The organism is Streptomyces sp. cg36 (assembly GCF_041080675.1).
Taxonomy (GTDB): Bacteria; Actinomycetota; Actinomycetes; order Streptomycetales; family Streptomycetaceae; genus Streptomyces.
The window spans coordinates 3,653,597-3,668,995 of sequence record NZ_CP163520.1; the positions used below are offsets into that span (position 1 = coordinate 3,653,597).

The following is a 15,399-nucleotide window of genomic DNA, read 5'->3' on the forward strand; positions in this document are numbered from 1 at the left end:
CGACGGCTCGTACGAGTGAGTCGGTCAACCCGCCGCGCGCCGGTACGCCCCCTGATGACAGTGGCACGCCCCCGCGTGGACGGGAGACTGCTCCCGCATCGACACTCGCCACCGCCCTCGGATCGGCGGGCGTCCCGTGGCGATGGGCGCCATCACCTTCGGGTCGACGGGCACCACCGGCCTCGCGTGGACGAGCCCCCCCGGGTGGACGCGCGCTGCCCGCCCCGCATCCGGGGGGCCGCCACCGCCCCCGGCTCCCCGGCTCAGCCCGCCCGCAGCGCCATGGTCATCGCCTCCACCGCCAGCAGCGGCGCCACATTGCGGTCGAGCGCCTCGCGGCAGGCCAGGACCGCCTCTATCCGGCGCAGGGTTCCCTCGGGGCCGCAACCGCGCGCGACCCTGTCGACCGCGTCCCGTACGTCCTCGTTCGCCAGCGCCGTGCGCGAGCCGAGCTGGAGCGCCAGGACGTCGCGGTAGAACGCGGTCAGATCGGTGAGCGCCAGGTCCAGGCTGTCGCGCTGCGTACGCGTCTTGCGGCGCTTCTGCCGGTCCTCCAGCTCCTTCATCGCCCCGGCCGTGCCGCGCGGCATCCGGCCGCCCGCCTGCGCGCCCAGCGCCGCCTTCAGGTCCTCCGTCTCCTTGACGTCCACCTCCTCGGCGAGCTGCTTGGCGTCCTCGGCGGCCGTGTCGACGAGCTCCTGCGCCGCCTTGAGGCAGCCGCCCACGTCCTCGATCCGCAGCGGCACCTTCAGGACGGCGGTGCGGCGGGCACGCGCGCGCTCGTCGGTGGCCAGCCTGCGGGCCCGGCCGATGTGCCCCTGGGTGGCGCGGGCGGCAGCCAGCGCGGTCTCCGGCGCGATGCCGTCACGGCGGATCAGCACATCGGCGACCGCCTCCACGGGCGGGGTGCGCAGCGTCAGGTGGCGGCAGCGGGAGCGGATCGTCGGGAGCACGTCCTCCAACGAGGGGGCGCACAGCAGCCACACCGTACGCGGAGCGGGCTCCTCCACCGCCTTCAGGAGCACATTGCCCGCGCCCTCGGTCAGCCGGTCGGCGTCCTCCAGGACGATCACCTGCCAGCGGCCGACGGCGGGCGAGAGCTGCGCCCGGCGGACCAGGTCTCGGGTCTCCTTGACGCCGATGGACAACAGGTCCGTACGCACCACTTCCACGTCCGCGTGCGTGCCGACCAGACTGGTGTGGCAGCCGTCGCAGAACCCGCAGCCCGGCGAGCCGCCCAGCGCCCGGTCCGGGCTGACGCACTGGAGCGCGGCGGCGAACGCGCGCGCCGCCGTGGAGCGGCCCGAACCCGGCGGCCCGGTGAACAGCCACGCGTGCGTCATCTTCGACGCCTCCGGAACGGGCGTCCCCGCCGCCGTGGCGGTCACCAGCGCGTCGGCGTCGCGCGCGGCAGCGGCCAGCTGCTCCTGCACCCGGTCCTGCCCGACCAGGTCGTCCCACACGGCCATGGGCCACCGCCTCCGCGCTCTGTTCCGCCCCGTATGTCCCTGCTCTGCCCTGCTACGACCCCATTGTGGGGCAGGGGTCCGACAATCCCGTCCGGCCCGGCATCCGCGCAGGTCAGCGGCGTCCGCCTGGCGGCCGGCGGCAGGCTGCCGACCGCCGGGCGCCGCCTGCCGGGCGCCGGCGCGACGGTACGCGACGTGGCGGCCCGTCGTACGGCCCTCGGTTCGCGGTGCAGCAGTCCAACGGACGGTCCAAAGCCCGTGACCCGGGTCCAACGGACGGCCGGTGCCCGGCGACCGGCCGGGCACCCGAGCCGCAGTGCCCGACCGAGCACGGCCACCCCTCAGCCGGCGCCGCCACCCCCACAGCCGAGCAACCCCTCAGCGGCGGCGGCCCCGCCGGTCCTCGTCCTCGTCGGCGTGCGGGCCCAGCAGCTCGTCGGCGAGCGTCGGCAGATCGTCCAGCGGAGTCTCCTCGGCCCAGTCCGAACGCCGCCGCGGCCTGCGGCCCCGCGCGTCGTCCGGCTCGGGCGAGGGCTCGGCCCCGGGCCGCAGCGCGGCGGGGTCGACCTGCGGCAGCTCGCGCGTCCGCTCGTTCGCCCGCTCCGGGTGCCCGGTCTCCTCGTCGCGGAAGATCCCCGGCGGGAAGCGGTCCGCGTCCCGCACCGGCAGCTGCGCGGCGCTCGTCCCGGCCCCGTCGCGCGCGGGCCGTACGGGCGGCAGCACAGCCGTCTCGTCCACGTCCCGCACGGCCGGAAGCACGGTCGTCTCGTCCGCGTCGGCCGGGATCTGCGGCAGAACCGTGGTCTCGGTCACGTCCGAAGCGCTCGCGCCCGAAGCACGCGCGCCCGAAGCCCCTGCCTCCGAAGCGCCCGCGCCCGCACCACGCGCCTCCTCAGCACGCGCGCCCGACCCGGCAGCACCGGCAGCGGCGCCCTTGCCGGAAGCCTCCGCCCCGGAACCGCCCTGTCCAGCAGCGCCCCGCTCGGCCGCCTTCGCGCCCGGCACCCGGACCTCCTGGGTGACCTCGTTGGGGTTCACCACCGGAGTGGGAACCGTCACCTCGGAGTCCGACTCCGGCGCGGGCTTCCGCTTCGCGCGCGTAGTCGCAGTTTCGGCAGCCCGCGCACCCTCGCCGGAGGCCCCGGAGGCCCCGGCAGTCCCGGAAGCCGGGTTGTCGGACGCCGAAGCACCCGAAGCGGTCGAAGCCCCGGCCCCGGTCCCCGCGGACGGAGACACGACAGCGGTACTCGCCGTGGCCGCCGCGGCAGCAGCCGCGGCCTCCGCGAGCCGCCGCGCCTCCTCCGCCCGCAGCAGCGCCTCCTCGGCCTTGCGCTGCTTCTCCAGACGGCGCTCCTCGGCCTCGGCGCGCAGCCTGGCCTGCTCCTCCGCGAGCTTGCGCAGCCGCTCCTGCTCGGCGGCGGCGGCCTTGGCCTCCGCCTCGCGCTTGGCGCGCTCCTCCTCGGCGAGCCGCCTGGCCTCCTCGGCCCGCAGCCGGGCCTCCTCCGCCTGGCGCTCCTCCTCGCGGCGGCGCGCCTCCTCCAGCTCGCGCCGCTTGCGCTCCTCCTCCTCGGCGCGCAGCTTGGCGAGCTGTTCCTGGCGCTCACGCTCCAGGCGCTCCTCCTCGGCCTTGCGCGCCGCCTCTTCCTCGGCCTTGCGCCGGGCCTCCTCCTCGGCCGCCCTGCGCGCCTCCTCCTGGGCCTTCACCTCGGCCTCGGAGAGCGGCAGCACCTGGTCGAGCCGGTGGCGTACGACCGTGGTGACGGCCTCGGCCTCCTGGCCCGCGTCCACCACCAGATAGCGGGCCGGGTCGGCGGCGGCGAGGGTGAGGAACCCCGCGCGTACGCGCGCGTGGAACTCGGGCGGCTCCGACTCCAGCCGGTCCGGCGCCTCCGTGAACCGCTCGCGGGCGGTCTCCGGCGACACGTCGAGCAGCACCGTCAGATGCGGTACGAGACCGTCGGTCGCCCAGCGGTTGATGCGGGCGATCTCGGTCGGCGACAGATCGCGCCCGGCGCCCTGGTAGGCGACCGAGGAGTCGATGTAGCGGTCCGAGATGACGATCGCGCCGCGCTCCAGGGCGGGGCGGACCAGCGAGTCGATGTGCTCGGCGCGGTCCGCCGCGTACAGCAGCGCCTCGGCGCGGTTGGAGAGTCCGGCGCTGGAGACGTCGAGCAGGATCGAGCGCAGCCGCTTGCCGACCGGGGTCGCGCCCGGCTCACGGGTCACCACCACCTCATGGCCCTTGGCCCTGATCCACTCGGCCAGCGCCTGCGCCTGGGTGGACTTGCCCGCCCCGTCGCCGCCCTCCAGGGCGATGAAGAAGCCGGTCGCGGCCGGGGCCTGCACCGGGTCGGCGCCGCGCACCGCGTCCAGCAGATCGCGCCGCAGCGGCACGCCCTGGCGGTCGTCGGTCTTGGCCAGCACCACGGCCGCCACGGGCAGCAGCAGCGCGCCCACCAGCATCAGCGTGAACCCGGCGCCGCCGTGCGCGAAGACGAAGCCGTCACCGGCGAGCCGGTGCGGGCCGATGGCGGCGGCGAGCAGCGGGGCCACGATCGCGCCGAGGCCGATCGCCACCCGTACGACCGCCTGGAGGTGGTCGGTGGTGCGGGGCCGGCGGTACTCCTCGGTCTCCTGGTCGATCAGCGTGTGCCCGCTGTTGGCGGCCACACCGGCGGCCACGCCCGCGAGCAGCGCGATGAACAGGACCGTCGCCGTGTCCGACACCAGCCCCATCGCGAGCAGCGCCACCCCGGTGATCGCGAGGGCCAGGGCGAGCAGCCGCCGCCGCGAGAGGACCGGCAGCACCTTCGGCGCGGTGCGGATGCCCACGCCCACGCCGCCGACCAGCGCGAGGACCAGCAGCGCGAATCCGGCCGGGCCGCCGCCGAGGTCCGCCGCGTGCAGTACGGCGACGGCCGCCGCCGAGGCGATCGCCCCCGCGACCGCGCCGCAGGCCAGCACCAGCAGCGGGACCGCGCCCGTACGCCCCTTGTCGGGGCCGCCGGCCGTCGACGGGCGGCGCAGGCCCTCCAGCGGGGAGCGGGCGCGCGGGGTCTGGGCGTCCGGCAGCTCCAGCATCGCCAGGACGGAGACGGACGCGGCGAACAGACCGGCCGCCACATAGGAGCCGAGCGCCGCCTGGTGCAGCGAGAACCAGTCGATGCCCTTGCCCAGGGCCTTGCTGACCAGCGCGGCCAACAGCAGGGCGGCGGCAGCGGCGGGCCCGGCGGCGAACGTCGTGCGCAGCGAGAGCCTGCGCAGCGCGTCCAGATGGTCCGGCAGCGGGCGCACGGCGGCGCCCTCCAGCGGCGGCGCGGGCAGCAGCGCGGGTGCCGCGCTCTCCTTGCACACCGTCCACAGGCGCTCGCCGACACCGGCCACGAAGGCGGTCACGAGCAGCAGGGTCAGCGCGTTGCCGGGAGTCCAGTCGATCCACAGGGGCGCGACGATCAGCAGCGCCGCCCGTACTCCGTCGGCGCCGATCATGGTCCAGCGCCGGTCCAGCGGACCGTCGGTCGCGGTCAGCGCGGCGACGGGCCCGAGCAGCACCGCCCCGAACAGCACGGTCGCCACGACCCGGGCGCCGAGCACCGCGGCCACGGCGAACGCCGCACCCCGGTAGCCGCCGCCGAACGCGTCCTCGGAGACCGCCGCCTGCAGCGCCAGCAGCAGGAGTACCAGGACCCCCAGGGCGTCGCCGACACCGCCGACGAACTGCGCACTCCACAACCGTCGCAACGGCGGGATGCGCAACAGGGCCCTGACGGCGCGCTCGCGTGAGTCGGCGGCAAGGGCGTCGGAGATGGGGCTCCCGACCGTGGGGGTCCCGCCTTCGGAGCTCTGGGGATGCTCGGCTCGCGTCATCCGCCCAGCCTATCCGGAGCGCCACGATCCCCGGGGGCCCGCCCGAACATACGGGCGGGGATCACCCCGCCCGTACGACACACGTCCCGCTCCGTCTACTCCGCCGGGGCGGCCTTCTTGGCCGCCGCTGCCGTCTTCTTGGCAGGCGCCTTCTTCGCGGTGGCCGCCGTCTTCTTGGCGGCGGTCTTCTTCGCCGCGGTCTTCTTGGCGGGCGCCTTCTTGGCCGCCGCCTTCTTCGCCGTCTTCTTGGCGGGCCCCTTGGCGCGCTTCTCCGCGAGCAGCTCGTAGCCGCGCTCCGGCGTGATGTCCTCCACGCTGTCGCCGGTCCGCAGGGTCGCGTTGGTCTCGCCGTCCGTGACGTACGGACCGAAGCGCCCGTCCTTCACGACCACCGGCTTCTCGCTCACCGGGTCCGTGCCGAGCTCCTTCAGCGGCGGCTTGGCCGCGGCCCGGCCGCGCGCCTTCGGCTGCGCGTAGATCGCCAGCGCCTCCTCCAGCGTGATGGAGAACAGCTGGTCCTCGGTCTCCAGCGAACGGGAGTCGGTGCCCTTCTTCAGATACGGCCCGTACCGGCCGTTCTGCGCGGTGATCTCCACGCCCTCGGCGTCGGCGCCCACCACACGCGGCAGCGACATCAGCTTCAGCGCGTCCGCGAGCGTCACCGTGTCCAGCGCCATCGACTTGAACAGCGACGCCGTGCGCGGCTTCACCGCGTTCTTGCCGGTCTTGGGCGTGCCCTCGGGCAGGATCTCGGTCACATACGGCCCGTACCGGCCGTCCTTCGCCACGATCTGGTTGCCGCTCACCGGGTCCGTGCCCAGCTCGAAGTCGCCGCTCGGCTTCGCCAGCAGCTCCTCCGCCAGCTCGATCGTCAGCTCGTCGGGCGCCAGGTCCTCCGGCACGTCGGCGCGCTGGTGGCCCTCCGCATCCTTCTCGCCGCGCTCGATGTACGGCCCGTAGCGGCCGACCCGGAGCACGATTCCGCTGCCCACCGGGAACGAGGAGATCTCGCGCGCGTCGATCGCGCCGAGGTCCGTGACCAGCTCCTTCAGACCGCCGAGGTGGTCGCCGTCGCCGTTGCCCGCGTCGGAGGCCGCACCGGCGCCCGCCTCGCCCTCGCCGAAGTAGAAACGCTTCAGCCACGGCACCGACTGGGCCTCGCCGCGCGCGATGCGGTCGAGGTCGTCCTCCATGCGCGCGGTGAAGTCGTAGTCGACGAGCCGGCCGAAGTGCTTCTCCAGCAGGTTGACCACGGCGAAGCTCAGGAACGACGGGACGAGCGCCGTGCCCTTCTTGAAGACATAGCCGCGGTCCAGGATCGTGCCGATGATCGACGCGTACGTCGACGGGCGGCCGATCTCGCGCTCTTCCAGCTCCTTGACCAGCGAAGCCTCGGTGTAGCGGGCCGGCGGCTTGGTCGCGTGGCCGTCCGCGGTGATCTCCTCGGCCGACAGCGCGTCGCCCTCGGCGACCTGCGGCAGGCGCCGCTCGCGGTCGTCCAGCTCCGCGTTCGGGTCGTCCGCGCCCTCGACGTACGCCTTCATGAAGCCGTGGAAGGTGATCGTCTTGCCGGACGCGGTGAACTCGGCGTCCCGCCCGTCGCTCGCCCGGCCCGCGATCCGCACGGTCACCGAGTTCCCGACGGCGTCCTTCATCTGGGAGGCGACCGTCCGCTTCCAGATCAGCTCGTACAGGCGGAACTGGTCGCCGGTCAGACCCGTCTCGGCCGGAGTGCGGAAACGATCACCCGACGGACGGATCGCCTCGTGCGCCTCCTGCGCGTTCTTGACCTTGCCCGCGTACGTACGCGGCTTCTCCGGCAGGTAGTCCGCGCCGTACAGCTGCGTCACCTGCGCACGGGCCGCCGACACCGCGGTGTCGGAGAGCGTCGTGGAGTCCGTACGCATATAGGTGATGAAGCCGTTCTCGTACAGCTTCTGGGCGACCTGCATGGTGGCCTTGGCCCCGAAGCCCAGCTTGCGGGACGCCTCCTGCTGGAGCGTCGTCGTACGGAACGGGGCGTACGGCGAGCGGCGGTACGGCTTGGACTCGACCGAGCGCACGGCGAAGGACGAGTCGGCGAGGGCGGCGGCCAGGGCTCTGGCGTTCGCCTCGTCGAGGTGGAGCACGTCGCTCTTGAGTTGTCCGTCGGGACCGAAGTCGCGGCCCTGCGCCACTCGGCGGCCGTCGACCGTGGCCAGCCGTGCCACCAGCGAGGACGGGTCGGAGGCGTCGCCCGCCCGGCCGGTGGAGAACGTCCCGGTCAGGTCCCAGTACTCAGCAGAACGAAAAGCGATGCGCTCGCGTTCCCGCTCCACCACGAGCCGGGTCGCCACCGACTGGACGCGGCCCGCCGACAGCTTCGGCATGACCTTCTTCCACAGCACCGGCGAGACCTCGTAGCCGTAGAGGCGGTCGAGGATGCGCCGGGTCTCCTGGGCGTCGACCATGCGCTGGTTGAGCTCGCGCGGGTTGGCGACGGCGTCCCGGATGGCGTCCTTGGTGATCTCGTGGAAGACCATCCGGTGGACGGGGACCTTGGGCTTCAGGACTTCCTGGAGGTGCCACGCGATGGCCTCGCCCTCGCGGTCCTCATCGGTGGCGAGGAAGAGTTCGTCCGACTCGGCCAGCAGGTCCTTGAGCTTCTTGACCTGGGCCTTCTTGTCGGCGTTGACGACGTAGATGGGCTGGAAGTCGTGCTCGACGTCCACTCCGAGGCGGCGCACCTCACCGGTGTACTTGTCCGGCACCTCGGCGGCGCCGTTCGGGAGGTCGCGGATGTGCCCGACACTCGCCTCGACGACATAACCGGGGCCGAGGTAGCCCTTGATCGTCTTCGCCTTGGCAGGAGACTCGACGATGACGAGTCGGCGGCCGCCCTTTGCGGTCTCGCTGGTCGGGGACAACTTCGCTCTTCTCTCCGGTCGGCACTCGGGTGGCACGTACGAGCTGTACGGTCGCTGCGGAGTGTGACGGTACAACCCGCCCCCGTGTCAAACAGCAAAAGCCCGCAGCGGCCACTCGAACGGTAACCCGACTTACGGCGAGTCTGCCGCCTGGACCGTCCCACAACGTTCTGAAAAGCGTTTCGTCCCAGCGGAGAACCGGTGCCGCGGCGCCCCGCGCGGCGGGTCGCCGCCCGGCCCTCCGGCGCTCACAGGCGTGTGAAGCACCACACCCCGGCCAGCAGGAACGCCGCGCCGAAGAAAGTGGCCAGCGCGGCCGACAGCACCGGGGCCGCCCCGTCCGCCACCGGTGCGCGGTGCCGTACGCGCATCCCCGTCCAGGCCAGCAGCGCGCCCCCGAACAGGACGAAGACCGTCCCCGCGAACACGGCCGGACCGGCCTCCGCCCCACCCATCCCGTTCATGGCGCGGATCCTGGCACCCCCGGGAGGAGCCCCGGCGAACTCCAGGTGAACGGCCGCACCCCCATCCGGCCCAGCGGAAGAGGGCAGGGCGTGTTGGCCGAATTCCTACCCTTGGGGGCACGTCCCCTCCCCCACCCGCCTCGCCCTTCCCCTTCGCCACAGCGCGCCGGGCGCGGCCCGGCGGCGGCCGACGTGCTCGAAGACGGCCGGGAGCGGCACGGCGGGCAGCGCCCGGCCCCCGCCCACCGCGCGTTCCGCCCCGACCTGGCGCCATGCGGTAGCCCCGCCCGACACCGGCCTACGGGCCGCACCCGCCGCATGGGTGAGCGGCCGTACCTCACCTGTCGTACGCGTCCACCCCGACAGCGCGCCGCACGGCACCGGGGCGCCGGTGGGCGGCGGCCGTACGGAACTGGCCACGCGCGACGCGAGGACCCGGACCTGGGCACCCCAAATGGCGGGCAGGGCCCAGGAGATGGGCCGGTCCACCGGGCGGGGCGGTGACGGGCCGTCCACCCTCCTGCCGCCCCGCCGCCGAACCCCGCCGCCAGTCCTCCTCCACTCCGCCTGCTACTCCTCCACCGGCTCCAGGAAGCCCTGGCCGACCAGCATGCGGATCGCCTCCGGGGTGCGGTCGCGCAGCTGCACCGGGTCCTCGCCGATCAGCTGGGCGATGGCGTCCAGGATCCGCCCGGCGTCCAACTGGCCGTCGCAGACGCCCGCGAAGCCCGCGCCGACCGTGTCCACCGTGGTGGCCCGGCGCATGCCCCGGTTCTGCCGCAGCACCACGTGCTCCGGGTCCTCGGCGCCCGGCAGCCCCACCTGCTCCTGCACCACCTCGGCGGCGAGGCGGAACCGGTCGGACAGGAGCGCCGCGTCGTCGTGGGTGCGCAGATACTCCTGGCGGGCGAAGTGCGCCCGTACGGTCTCGCCCAGGGGCTGCTCGACCGGGTGGGGCCACTCCTCCACGGTGATCGACGGCTGCGCGGACCCCGACTTGTACAGGGTGATCCAGCCGAAGCCGACCGCCTTGGTCTTGCGCGCCTCGAACTCGTCGAGCCACGCCCCGTACCGCGCCGCGTACGCGTCGGGGTCGGTGCGGTGGTCGCCCGCGTCGCGCAGCCACAGCTCTGCGTACTGCGTGACGTCCTGGACCTCGCGCTGCACGATCCAGGCGTCGCAGCCGCGCGGCACCCAGGAGCGCAGCCGCTCCTGCCACTCCTCGCCCTCCACGTGCTGCCAGTTGGCGAGGAACTGCGCGAACCCCCCGTCGTTCAGCCGGTCGCCCGCCTGCTGAACGAGCGAGCGGCACAGATCGTCCCCGCCCATGCCGCCGTCCCGGTAGGTCAGCCGGGCGCCGGGCGAGATGACGAAGGGCGGGTTGGAGACGATCAGGTCGTACGTCCGGGAGCCCACCGGCTCGTACAGCGAGCCCTCCACCAGCTCAGCCTCGGGGGCGCCGGACAGGGCGAGGGTGAGGCGGGTGAAGGACAGCGCGCGCGGGTTGAGGTCGGTGGCGGTGACCCGGGTGGCGTGCTGGGCCGCGTGCAGCGCCTGGATGCCGGAACCGGTGCCGAGGTCGAGGGCGGAGGCGACGGGCCCCCGCACGGTGAGCCCGGCCAGCGTGGTGGACGCGCCGCCGACGCCGAGGACCATGCCCTCGTCGCGCCCGCTCGCGCCGCCCGCGCCGCCGACGGCGCAGCCGAGGTCGGAGACGATGAACCAGTCCTCGCCGTCCGGTCCCCCGTACGGCCGGACGTCGACGGTCGCGCGCACGTCGTCACCGGAGCGGGTCAGCCAGCCGTCCTCCAGCGCCTCCTCGCCCGGCAGGGCCGCGCGGACGCGCTCGTACGCCACCGGCTGCTGGAGCAGGAACAGCCGCACCAGCGTGTCCAGTGGGGCGCCCCCGCGGGTGGCGCGCAGGGCGGGCACCGTCTCGCTGCGGGCCAGCGCGGCGTACGCGGGCGCGCCGAGCAGGTCGAGCAGCCCGTCGGCGGTGAAGTCGGCCGCGAGCAGGGCGTCGCGGAGCCGGGCGGCGCGGTCGGGCCGGGGCAGGCCGTCGGGCAGGTCGGCGGAAACACTGGTCGTACTCACCCGGCCATTGTGGCGGCTGCCACTGACAAACAGCGACGGCCCGGCCCCCACATGGGGTCCGGGCCGCGTGTTCCGGCCGTCGGCGGGCGCGCCGCCGGGGCCGTCGCCCGCTCAGTCGCTGCTGGCGGAGGACGACGGCTTGGCGGAGTCGGACGGCTTGGCCGAGTCCGAGGGCTTCACGGAGTCCGAAGGCTTGGCCGACCCGGAGGGCTTGGCGCTCTGCGAGGCGGAGCCGGACGGGGAGGCGGCCTTGGAGGCGTCGCCGCCGGCGGCGGGCGAGGCCGAGGCGTTCTGCTTCTGGCAGCCGGGCTGCTTCTGCATCGCCTTGCCCAGGTCGCCGGACTCCAGCTTCTTCAGCGCGTCGTCGCTGCTCTTGCTGATGGTGTTCAGCTGGTCGGCGACGCCCTTGAGGCCGTCGGCGAACTTGGCCTGGTCGCCCGTGTCGAGCGCGTCGACCTTCTTCTTGAGGTTGGCGTAGGAGACGGAGGAGGCGTTGAGCTCCTTGACGGCCTCCTGCATGGTCTTGTCGCCGTCCTTGACGGGCGGGACACCGGCCTTGTCGAGGCTGTCGGCGAGCGCCTTGTACGCGTCGGAGATCTGCTGGAAGGCCGCGGAGTCGGTCTTCTGGACGTCGGCCGGCTTGCTCTCGTCCGCCGTCTGCTTCTCGATGGCCGCGTTGGCGTCAGTGATCTTCTTGATCTGCGGCTGGGCCTGGTCGCAGAAGGTCTTGGCCCAGTCGTTCACCTTCTTGTCCGAGTCGTCGCTGCTGCAACCCGACAGTGCGAGCACCAGTACCGCGCCGCCGGACAGTGCGGCCGCAAGCTTCTTGTTCACCGGATCGGTCCCTTCCAAGGCTCTCGGCCCCGGAACATACACGCCAAGTGGGCGACAACCGCGTGTCGTACGCCGGACCTGATGGCTTTTGCAGCCATTTGCACCAAGGGAGAGAAGCCTCACGGCCGAAAAAAGGCGGGCGGACGGTGCGTCAGTCCGCACCGCCCGCCCGCTCTTGTTCCGATGATGCTAGGAAACGACCGCCGGGTCAGGTGACTTGGCGGTCATCTCGTGATTTCCCTCGTCGCCCACCGCCACTCCGCGGCGCTTGGAGACGTACACCGCGCCGACGATGACGGCCGTGGCGAGCACCGCCACGAGCGCGCGCACTCCGGGGCTGGCGTCCGCCCCGTAGCTGAACTTGACCACGGCGGGCGCGATGAGCAGCGCCACCAGGTTCATCACCTTCAGCAGCGGGTTGATGGCCGGGCCCGCGGTGTCCTTGAACGGGTCGCCCACCGTGTCGCCGATGACGGTGGCGGCATGGGCCTCACTGCCCTTGCCGCCGAAGTTGCCGTCCTCGACCATCTTCTTGGCGTTGTCCCACGCGCCACCGGAGTTGGCGAGGAAGACGGCCATCAGGGTGCCGGTGCCGATCGCGCCCGCGAGGTAGGAGCCGAGCGCGCCGACGCCGAACGTGAAGCCGACCGCGATGGGCGCCAGCACCGCGAGCAGGCCGGGGGTTGCCAGCTCCCGAAGGGCGTCCTTCGTGCAGATGTCGACGACTCGGCCGTACTCCGGCTTCTCGCTGTAGTCCATGATCCCGGGGTGCTCGCGGAACTGCCGCCGCACCTCGAAGACCACCGCGCCCGCCGAGCGGGAGACGGCGTTGATGGCCAGGCCCGAGAAGAGGAAGACCACGGCCGCGCCCAGCATCAGGCCGACCAGGTTGTTGGGCTGCGAGATGTCCATGCTGAGCGTCATCTCACTGCCCTTGGCGCCCACGTCGTTGACCGCCGTGGCGATCGCGTCGCGGTACGAGCCGTACAGCGCCGCCGCCGCGAGGACCGCGGTGGCGATGGCGATGCCCTTGGTGATGGCCTTGGTGGTGTTGCCGACGGCGTCCAGGTCGGTGAGGACCCGGGCGCCGGCGCCCTCGACGTCGCCGGACATCTCGGCGATGCCCTGCGCGTTGTCGGAGACCGGACCGAAGGTGTCCATGGCGACGATCACGCCGACCGTGGTGAGCAGGCCGGTGCCGGCCAGCGCCACCGCGAACAGCGCGAGCATGATCGAGGTGCCGCCGAGCAGGAAGGCCCCGTAGACGCTCAGACCGATCAGCAGGGCCGTGTAGACGGCCGACTCCAGACCGATGGAGATGCCGGCCAGGACGACCGTCGCGGGGCCCGTGAGCGACGACTTGCCGATGTCGCGGACGGGGCGCCGGGTGGTCTCGGTGAAGTACCCGGTCAGCTGCTGGATGACCGCCGCCAGCACGATGCCGATGGCCACGGCCACCAGCGCCAGGACGCGCGGGTCGCCGTCGTGCGACTTGATGGCGGCGTCGGTCACGCCGTCCAACTCGCCGTACGTGGACGGCAGGTAGGCGAAGACCGCCACCGCCACCAGGCTGAGCGAGATCACCGCGGAGATGAAGAAGCCGCGGTTGATCGCGGACATCCCGCTGCGGTCGGCGCGCCGCGGGGCGACCGCGAAGATGCCGATCATCGCGGTGACCACGCCGATCGCCGGCACGATCAGCGGGAAGGCGAGGCCCAGGTCGCCGAAGGCGGCCTTGCCGAGGATCAGCGCGGCGACCAGGGTCACGGCGTAGGACTCGAAGAGGTCCGCCGCCATGCCCGCGCAGTCGCCCACGTTGTCGCCGACATTGTCGGCGATGGTGGCGGCGTTGCGCGGGTCGTCCTCGGGGATGCCCTGCTCCACCTTGCCGACGAGGTCGGCGCCGACGTCCGCCGCCTTGGTGAAGATGCCGCCGCCGACACGCATGAACATGGCGATCAGCGCGGCGCCGAGGCCGAAGCCCTCCAGCACCTTCGGTGCGTCGGCGGCGTAGACCAGGACGACGCAGGAGGCACCCAGCAGGCCGAGGCCCACCGTGAACATGCCGACCACGCCGCCCGTACGGAAAGCGATCTTCATGGCTTTGTGCGAGACCGCCGTGAGGTCCTTTTCGGCTTCGCCTTCCGCAGGGGTCGCCTCGCGGGCCGCCGCGGCGACACGCACATTCGCGCGTACGGCCAGTCGCATGCCGATGTATCCGGTCGTCGCCGAGAAGAGCGCGCCGATCAGGAAGAAGGCCGACCGGCCCGCGCGCTGCGACCAGTTGTCGGCCGGCAGCAGGAAGAGCAGGAAGAACACCACTACGGCGAAGATGCCGAGGGTGCGCAACTGCCGGGCCAGATAGGCATTCGCTCCTTCCTGTACGGCCGCCGCGATCTTCTTCATCGAGTCGGTGCCCTCGCCGGCCGCCAGCACCTGGCGGACCAGCAGTTGGGCGACGATCAGGGCCGCCAGGGCCACCGCCGCGATGACGATCACGATCAACCGGTTGCCGTCGGTCAGCACCGCGGCCGCGAGAGAAGTGGGGTGATCGAGTTCTTGTGGGTTGAAGAGCCCCGCCATTCGTCCTCCTTGACGTTCAGAGCTCAAGATGTGGACGGATTGTAGGGAGCGGAACACGATCAAAACAGGGCGCGGTTAGCGGAATTGACCTTCAGTTGCTACTCAGCAAATGATCGCGCCACGGAAAGGCCCCCGAAAGCAGTAATGGGGCAAAAGCATTGACGGCCGATGAACGATCTAGGGAATAATCTCCAAAAATGAAAAAGGCCCTGCTCAGCAGGGCCTGTACGAAAATCGATCAAGCGGCGGGTCAGGGCACCGCCGTGGCCGGTGTGGTCGGCCAGGACATGCGGATGACACCACCGGACTCGTCCGAAGTGACCTCCACGTCGTCGACGAGGCCGCTGATGACCGCGAGGCCCATACCGTCCTCCCCGCCGTCGTCCGGCTCGTCCTCGGGCCCCGCGCCCCGGCCGCCCGGCTCGGCCTTTGCGGAACCCGGGCCGGGCACCTCGTCACCGACCTCGATGGAGAACGACTTCTCCTCCTCGGTCAGCACGACGCGCACCGGCGCGGGAATCCCGTACGCGCGGTGCAGACCCACCGCACGGCTGCACGCCTCGCCGACGGCGAGCCTGACCTCGTCGAGGACCGCCTCGTCGACCCCGGCCCGACGTGCCACGGCGGCTGCCACCAGGCGGGCCGTCCGGACATGCTCGGGCTGGGCGCTGAAGCGGAGTTCAACGGTGGCCATGCGGATCCCCCTCGAACGTACGGGCGTGCTTTGCAGGGGCCCCGGGCCATGAAGAGCCCGGTGCCCCTGTCCTTCCTCCGGAGCCGTCAGTCAGTGGCCGCTACGGCTTCGTCGACCGAGCCGTGGATCGGGAACACCTTCGTCAGGCCGGTGATCCGGAAGATCTTCAGAATGCGCTCCTGGTTGCAGACGAGCCGCAGGGAGCCCTCGTGCGCACGGACCCGCTTGAGTCCGCCCACGAGCACGCCGAGGCCGGTGGAGTCGAGGAAGTCCACGCCCTCCATGTCGACAACCAGGTGGTAGCTGCCGTCGTTCACCAACTCGACCAACTGCTCGCGCAGCTTGGGCGCGGTATACACATCAATCTCGCCACCGACCTCGACGACCGTACGGTCGCCACCAGGGCCGGACACATTGCGAGTCGACAGGGACAGGTCCACGGATCCTCCAGCACCTTGCTATCGAGCGGCCGCCCCCTGAGTCTCCCC

9 protein-coding genes are annotated in these 15,399 nt (G+C 72.6%); all 9 read right to left on the reverse strand.

Annotation, left to right across the window (positions count from 1 at the left end; genetic code table 11):
• Positions 1–263: 263 nt before the first annotated feature.
• The 9 genes from AB5J87_RS16240 to AB5J87_RS16280 all read right to left on the reverse strand — a co-directional run bounded on the left by AB5J87_RS16240 (position 264) and on the right by AB5J87_RS16280 (position 15,351).
• Entirely contained in the window at positions 264–1,469 is a 1,206-nt protein-coding gene (locus AB5J87_RS16240; protein WP_369377408.1) for a DNA polymerase III subunit delta', read from the reverse strand.
• A 378-nt stretch (positions 1,470–1,847) separates the two neighbouring features.
• A complete protein-coding gene (gene tmk / locus AB5J87_RS16245; RefSeq protein WP_369377409.1) occupies positions 1,848–5,336 on the reverse strand; it encodes a dTMP kinase in 3,489 nt (1,162 codons plus the stop codon).
• Positions 5,337–5,431: 95 nt separating this feature from the next.
• Positions 5,432–8,242: a type I DNA topoisomerase gene (gene topA / locus AB5J87_RS16250; RefSeq protein ID WP_369377411.1), complete on the reverse strand. Its 2,811-nt coding sequence runs from the start codon at positions 8,240–8,242 to the stop codon at positions 5,432–5,434.
• 248 nt (positions 8,243–8,490) lie between these two features.
• Positions 8,491–8,706, reverse strand: coding sequence for a hypothetical protein (locus AB5J87_RS16255; RefSeq protein ID WP_369377412.1), 216 nt, complete (start codon positions 8,704–8,706; stop codon positions 8,491–8,493).
• 570 nt (positions 8,707–9,276) lie between these two features.
• On the reverse strand, positions 9,277–10,800 hold the full coding sequence (locus AB5J87_RS16260; RefSeq protein ID WP_369377413.1) for a methyltransferase: 1,524 nt from the start codon (positions 10,798–10,800) through the stop codon (positions 9,277–9,279).
• Between the two features lie 111 nt (positions 10,801–10,911).
• Entirely contained in the window at positions 10,912–11,634 is a 723-nt protein-coding gene (locus AB5J87_RS16265) for a small secreted protein (protein ID WP_369377414.1), read from the reverse strand.
• 189 nt (positions 11,635–11,823) lie between these two features.
• A complete protein-coding gene (locus AB5J87_RS16270) occupies positions 11,824–14,217 on the reverse strand; it encodes a sodium-translocating pyrophosphatase (protein ID WP_369377415.1) in 2,394 nt (797 codons plus the stop codon).
• 250 nt (positions 14,218–14,467) lie between these two features.
• Positions 14,468–14,911, reverse strand: coding sequence for an ATP-binding protein (locus AB5J87_RS16275; protein ID WP_369377417.1), 444 nt, complete (start codon positions 14,909–14,911; stop codon positions 14,468–14,470).
• An 86-nt stretch (positions 14,912–14,997) separates the two neighbouring features.
• Entirely contained in the window at positions 14,998–15,351 is a 354-nt protein-coding gene (locus AB5J87_RS16280; protein WP_369377418.1) for an STAS domain-containing protein, read from the reverse strand.
• Positions 15,352–15,399 lie beyond the last annotated feature (48 nt).

What these genes read in the sequence shown, in the direction of transcription:
- AB5J87_RS16240 (WP_369377408.1), bottom strand. Translation starts at nt 1,469, where the DNA reads ATGGCCGTGTGGGACGACCTGGTCGGGCAGGACCGGGTGCAGGAGCAG.
- tmk (WP_369377409.1), bottom strand. Translation starts at nt 5,336, where the DNA reads ATGACGCGAGCCGAGCATCCCCAGAGCTCCGAAGGCGGGACCCCCACG.
- AB5J87_RS16255 (WP_369377412.1), bottom strand. Translation starts at nt 8,706, where the DNA reads ATGAACGGGATGGGTGGGGCGGAGGCCGGTCCGGCCGTGTTCGCGGGG.
- AB5J87_RS16270 (WP_369377415.1), bottom strand. Translation starts at nt 14,217, where the DNA reads ATGGCGGGGCTCTTCAACCCACAAGAACTCGATCACCCCACTTCTCTC.
- AB5J87_RS16275 (WP_369377417.1), bottom strand. Translation starts at nt 14,911, where the DNA reads ATGGCCACCGTTGAACTCCGCTTCAGCGCCCAGCCCGAGCATGTCCGG.